The sequence below is a fragment of the Tychonema sp. LEGE 07196 genome (assembly GCF_963890365.1).
Classification (GTDB): domain Bacteria; phylum Cyanobacteriota; class Cyanobacteriia; order Cyanobacteriales; family Microcoleaceae; genus Microcoleus.
Map to the genome: position 1 here is coordinate 23,374 of NZ_CAWPRX010000011.1, position 6,000 is coordinate 29,373.

General features: G+C 44.4%; 4 protein-coding genes and 1 pseudogene. 2 read left to right on the plus strand and 3 right to left on the minus strand.

The features are described from left to right. Positions 1-700: 700 nt before the first annotated feature. Complete coding sequence (gene recN, locus AACV78_RS01190; RefSeq protein WP_194010972.1) at positions 701-2,458, minus strand: DNA repair protein RecN; 1,758 nt, start codon at positions 2,456-2,458, stop codon at positions 701-703. Positions 2,459-2,553: 95 nt separating this feature from the next. On the opposite strand from recN, the gene AACV78_RS01195 reads away from it, so the two are divergent. Next, positions 2,554-3,846, plus strand: a complete 1,293-nt coding sequence (locus tag AACV78_RS01195; RefSeq protein ID WP_194010973.1) for a TAXI family TRAP transporter solute-binding subunit — start codon at positions 2,554-2,556, stop codon at positions 3,844-3,846. A 249-nt stretch (positions 3,847-4,095) separates the two neighbouring features. Here the strand turns inward: AACV78_RS01195 and AACV78_RS01200 are convergent, their stop codons facing one another. Further along, positions 4,096-4,197 (minus strand): hypothetical protein, encoded by a 102-nt coding sequence (locus AACV78_RS01200; protein WP_339383412.1) that lies wholly within the window; start codon positions 4,195-4,197, stop codon positions 4,096-4,098. A gap of 81 nt (positions 4,198-4,278) precedes the next feature. Next, on the minus strand, positions 4,279-4,854 hold the full coding sequence (gene hemJ, locus AACV78_RS01205) for a protoporphyrinogen oxidase HemJ (RefSeq protein WP_194010974.1): 576 nt from the start codon (positions 4,852-4,854) through the stop codon (positions 4,279-4,281). A 506-nt stretch (positions 4,855-5,360) separates the two neighbouring features. On the opposite strand from hemJ, the pseudogene AACV78_RS01210 reads away from it, so the two are divergent. Further along, a pseudogene (locus tag AACV78_RS01210) lies at positions 5,361-5,944 on the plus strand (ISAs1 family transposase). Positions 5,945-6,000 lie beyond the last annotated feature (56 nt).

The following is a 6,000-nucleotide window of genomic DNA, read 5'->3' on the forward strand; positions in this document are numbered from 1 at the left end:
TACAAGTTTTAGGTACTTCGGCTTCGCGAGTGTACAAGTTTTAGATTTGAGATTTACTTGCAGCAGGTGAATCATCAGAGGTTTAACAAAAGTCTAAAATTGCGAATTCTCCACGAGGGCCTTGCGGGTGCAGGGTATCCGTTTCTGGATTGGATCACGGGTGGCGCAATACTCAAGTATGCGTAAAACTATTTCCCAGTTTACAGAAGTGCGAGCACAGAGCAAGAGAAGTTGAGTGAGCTTTCCTGGTGGACTGCGGGTAGGACGGTAAAGAGACTGTGGCATTACTTTACTTTGTTTGAGAGAACGCGAAATTTGTTTAAATGATTTATTAAGTGATTTTGACACTGTGCGTGCCTGGTTTAAGTAGGTTGTGTCAGCCGATCGCAAATCCGATCGATCGCCTGCTGCAACATCAAGGCCCTCCGCGCGAGGGATTGCTGAAAAAGGGAGGACATTGCGGGAATAGCCGCAATTGTGACACCAGCAGTTGCTAGTGATGTGTGCCCTTCTCTACACAATTGTGGTTTTTACCTAAAATTTCTGTCAATTTTGCTGCTAGAAGCTTTGAGCCGGGAACAAAGTAAAGTCGCGCGGCTTTCAGCTTTTTCTTGTAAAATTTGCGGTTGCCATTTTTAGTGTAACCTCCGGTATGAAAAAAACTCCGCATTTTGACCCCCCGATCGGCTCAAGTGTGCTTTCAGGGTTTGGCGGACTGAATTTGGCGCAATCCGGCGGCTTCGACAAGTAGGGATTCGGCGAAGGCGATCGCCTCTGTGGCCGATCGACCGCTGGCGAGTTGGGCGAGTTCTTCGCGGCGCTGCTGGCTGTTGAGGCCCACAACTCTGACTACAGTACGTTCGCCCGGTTGGGAGTTGGAGTTGGCTGCTTCGTCGATATTTTGTTCTGCTGCGATCGTCATTTTGTTGACGCGAAAATGACAATCGGCCATCGCGGCGATCAGCGGCTGGTGGGTGACGCACAAAACTTGGTGTTTGTCGGAGAGTTGGTGGAGTTTTTTGGCGATCGCGCCGGCGACTCTCCCGGAAACTCCGGCGTCGATTTCGTCAAAAATTAGGGTTCCGGCGCTTTCGATTTGGGAAAAACAGGCTTTGATGGCGAGTAGAAAGCGGCTCATTTCTCCGCCGGAGGCGATCGCCCCTAACGGTTGTAGCGGTTCCCCCGGATTGGGGCTGAAACAAAAGGCGATTTGGTCTGCACCGGTGGAGGTTGGGCTACAAGGCGAGATTGCGACTTGAAATTGTACTTTTTCCATTGCTAAGGGCTTGAGTTCCCCGACAAGATGCGTTTCAAGCTTGAGAGCTGCTTCGCACCGCAGGATTGTCAGGTGGCTGCAAGCCTCTTTTAATTGGTCTAAAGCAATCTGATATGCGAGTTCTAAGGCTTCCATTGACTCGCCTCCTTCTAAAAGTTCGTTTAGTTCGTTTTGGATGCCTTGGTAGTAGGCGATCGCTTCAGAGAGCGGCCCGTATTTGCGGCAAATTTGTTTGAGTTCGCGAATTCTGTCTTCTACTTCTTCGAGTCTTTCGGGATCTGCTTCTAATTGTTCGCCGTAGCTGCTAATTTGCCTGCTGGCTTCTGTGGCTTGAGCTAAAGCATCGCTGACCATTTCTAGGATTGGTTGCAACTGCACATCGTAAACGGCCATGTCGCTTAAAATTACTTCGGCTTTGCTCAACAAGTCGGCGGCTGAGGCGGTGTCGCCGTCGTTTTGGTAAAGGGCTTGGTGAACTTTGTAACTTTGCTGCTGCAATTCGACGATGTGGCCGAGGCGGATTGATTCTTGTTCTAGGTGTGCGAGTTCCTCGCTGTCTTCGATGTTGGCTTCGCTGAGTTCTCGGACTTGGTATTGCAATAAATCGAGTCTTTGCAGGCGCTGCTGTTCTGACTGACGTCTGTGCTTGAGGGCTGTTTTGGCGGTGCTGGCTTCGATCCAGGCTTTGGTGATTGTCGATCGAGCTTCAGTGAGTTTTTTGCCGCCGTACAAGTCTAGCCATTCTCGCTGGAGGGTTTCTTGTCCGAGGTGGACGGTTTGGCCTTGGGCGGTAATTTCGACGAGTCGATCGCGCAGTTGCTCCATTAACTGGCGGTTGACGAGAATTCCGTTCAAACGCGATCGGCTACGCAGAGCACCGCTGGTGGCGTTAATTTCCCGGCTGCAAACGGCTAAATTTCCGTCTATCGGTTCGATTTCTTGTTCGCCCAGCCATTTTGCGGAGGATGAGTCCAATTCAAAGGTAGCCTCCAATATTGCCCGTGTTGCTCCGGTGCGAATCGATCGGCGATCGACTTTCCCGCCCAAAACTGCATCGATCGCATCTAGGATAATCGATTTTCCTGCGCCGGTTTCCCCTGTAAATACGTTCAAACTCGGGCCAAAGTCTAGATCCAGGCGGTCAATTAGGGCAAAGTTTTCTATTCTGAGGGATAGTAACATGGGGAATTTAGAATTGATGATGGGAAATTGGGATTATATTTTAAACTACAATACTTTTAATTTTGCCATTATCGATCGAGTCTCACTCAACATCAATGCAAAATAAATTTGTGCTGACCTTGGCTCTACTAAGCTTTGTCCTGATTGGGTCTTTCGGCTGGAAGCTTCACCGAGACAAAGACCAAATCTATGAATTAACGTTAGCGACTGGTATAAAAGCAGGTAATTATTACCCTTTTGGGCAGGCAATTGCTGAGTTGGTTATTCAACAAAATCCGCGCATCCACATTCAAGTTATTGAAACTCAGGGTGCCCAAGAAAATATGAACAAACTTGAGGCGAATGAGGCTCAGTTAGCGATCGTACAGAACAATACAGAGGCTGTACCTTCTGCGAGGGTAATTGCTTCGCTATTTAAGGAAGTTTTTCACTTAATTGTTACTGAAATATCTGGCATTCAGACTGTTGGCGATCTGAAAGGAAAACATATTGCCCTGATGGACAAAAAAAGTGGTTCTTACAGTTCTTTTTTCTTGATGAGCGAACATTATGGCTTGCAAGAAACAGATTTTATTTATACTGCAACTAATTGGACAGAGGCTACTAAATTATTTAGTAAGGGGGAGGTAGATGCTATTTTTAGGGTACTGCCTCCTGGGAGCGATTTGGTTAGCGATTTGCTAAAAAATACGCAGGGGAAATTGGTGCAGATTGACCAAGGATCTGCCATGAAAATTAAGTTGCCTTATTTGGAAGCCGATATTATTCCGAAGGGTACTTACAAGGCCGCTCCGGCTGTTCCCGATGCAGATTTGGGGACTGTAGGAGTGCACGCTACTCTGTTGGCCCGGGAGGATGTCGATCCTGAAGTCGTGCGGGAAATTACGCGCATTTTGTTTGAGTACCGCCGCAATTTGGTGGCGGCTGATTCCCTGGCGGCAATGATTAATCAGCCGGGAGAAAACGGGAGTTTGGCTTGGCCCGTGCATGAGGGCGCTCAGGCTTATTACGATCGCGAAAAACCAGATTTTGTTGCTGCTAATTCTGATGCTATCGGTTTGTTTTTGTCGCTCGGCACTCTTTTGGCTTCTTGGCTTTGGCAGTTGCGATCGCGCTTTTTGCAGAAACAAAAAAATCGGGCTGATAAATTCAATCTGGATATTTTAAGTTTGATCCAACAAATTCGTCTAGCGAAAACAGTGAATGAAATTGATTTATTGCAAGAGCAGTTATTTGATATTTTTAAGCAGGTGATTTTGGATTTGGATGAAGATCGGATTGATTCTGATTCTTTTCAGTCTTTTACTTTTACTTGGGAAACTGCTATCAGAATTGCGAGCGAGCGAGAAAAAATGTTGCGGGAATTGCGGCTAATTTCGGATAGTTGATGATTGATGACAGACATATATAGCCTTTCTCAGAAAGATAAGGTACTATCCGGGATAGGGCATAGGGCATAGGGCATACCTCACTTTTGTGAGAACCGCTATATAGCCTTTCAAGCTCTCTACCTCACTTTTTTGAGAAAGGCTATATCGAGTTATTGGCTTTAGTTTACTGTAGCTGACTTTCCACATTTTTCAACTGGAGCATCTCAGTTTTGATTTTGAGCGTGCGAACTGTCGCAAACTCGCGATCTATCCAACACTCGCGAGTTCGCGACATCTCGCACTATTGATTGGCTTTAAATTTTTGACTTCGCTGCCGTCTCTAACTCGCCGGAGCAAACGGTTAGTAATGCGGGGCGTTCTGTGGTGATAGTTTTAAAGCACCCACTCACCCCATTTCCTCCTAGGAAATGGGGAATAAGTTTGACTTAACTAGCCTTCTTGTTGGGGGATCGATGGGAGATTTTTGCGTTGGTCGTTGAGGCGCTTCTTGGCATAAAAATTAATGGTCACTACCATTAATACAATCATGGCAATAATGGTAGCAATAGTTGAAGAAACTGGTAAACTTTGCTTAAACACTGCTAGCAATACTATCATTGCCAACAAAACCGTTGGCACTTCATTTAATGCCCTAAATTGTTGACCAGTCCACCCACATTCATTTTTTGCTAATTTCTTCAGCAGCCAACCGCAATAGAAATGATAACCTATTAACAAAGTAACTAATGTTAGCTTAATGTGCAACCAAGTGTCTTTTAATACATCGGGTTCTGTTGAGATTAACCCGATCGCCATCAGGACAGTCACAAACATTCCCGGCGTAGTAATCAAATTATAAAGACGTTTCTCCATAATTTGATATTGTTCTTTAAGAATTGTTTTTGCCGGTTCTGGTTTCTCTTCGGCTTCCGCGTGATAGACGAATAATCTTACTAAATAAAATAAGCCAGCAAACCAAACGACAATGCCAATAAAATGAAACGATTTAAACCAAAAATAAGCCATGATTTGTTACCTTTAATGAACCACAGAGGCAGAGATTTCCCAGAGGTTTGTTGATTTTCACCTCCAGCAACGGGGTTTCTCGTCGATCATTGTACAAGAAAGTCGGTTTCTTTGTCATCAAGAAACCCGGTTTTTCAGTCACCGGATAGCCCAAAGCCTCAGTCATTGTACAAAAAGCCGGGCTTCTTTGCCGTAACTGTTGAGACCCCAAGGATTTTCACTCCCGTACAAAAAATCCGGTTTCTTTGCCGCAACTGTTGAGCCCCAAGGATTTTTCCTCCAGCCACCGGCTTGATTGGGCCGCCCAAGCAGTTAATCATACTCTAAAAAACCCGATTTCTTTACAGCAAAGAAATCGGTTTTATAAATAATTTGACAGCTTAAAATGTTAATGGAAATACAATAAACCCCAGGGCGAACGCATCTAAATTTTAGATTAACAGAATGTGGTATATTGGAGCATAATTATTGAGTATCCAAAAAATATTTAATTAGAGTTTACCATTATCAAACTCAAACCTCAAATCACCATTGCCGACCATTTTTCCGACTTAGAATATCCCCGAATTTAGCAAACGAAACATCATCAATTAATTGATATTATCACCCTCTCAATTTGTGCAGTGATTTGCGGTGCTGATACATGGGTGAATATCGAAAGTTACGGGTTCTTCTAAATACGAATAGTTAAAGACAATTTGATAATTGCCGAATGGTATCCCGACCCATGACACAATTGCGCTCCTTCTTTTCTCGCCTCACACCTGAGCAATTTCAAAAATGTTTTTTGAGTTGGATTCAATATTATATTAGTAGTTTGCCAAATGATGCTCAAAAACTTGGTAAATCCGTCCGCAGCCATTGGGAAATTGAGAATTCTTTACCTTGGGTATTAGATGTGGGTTTGCGTGAAGATGATGGTCGGATCACAAAAGATAATGCTCCGCAAAATTTTGCTATAATTAGACATATCTCTCTCAATCTTTTGAGTCAAGAAAAAGCCTCAAAAACTGGAACCAATAATAAGCGACTTCGAGCCGGGTGGAATGATAATTATTTGACTAAGATCCTCGCTGTTGCAGTTAACTAAATTCTTACGAATAACTCATTAATAACTATTATAACTCTTGCAAAAATCCAAAGCAC

What these genes read in the sequence shown, in the direction of transcription:
- hemJ (WP_194010974.1), bottom strand. Translation starts at nt 4,854, where the DNA reads ATGGCTTATTTTTGGTTTAAATCGTTTCATTTTATTGGCATTGTCGTT.
- AACV78_RS01195 (WP_194010973.1), top strand. Translation starts at nt 2,554, where the DNA reads ATGCAAAATAAATTTGTGCTGACCTTGGCTCTACTAAGCTTTGTCCTG.
- recN (WP_194010972.1), bottom strand. Translation starts at nt 2,458, where the DNA reads ATGTTACTATCCCTCAGAATAGAAAACTTTGCCCTAATTGACCGCCTG.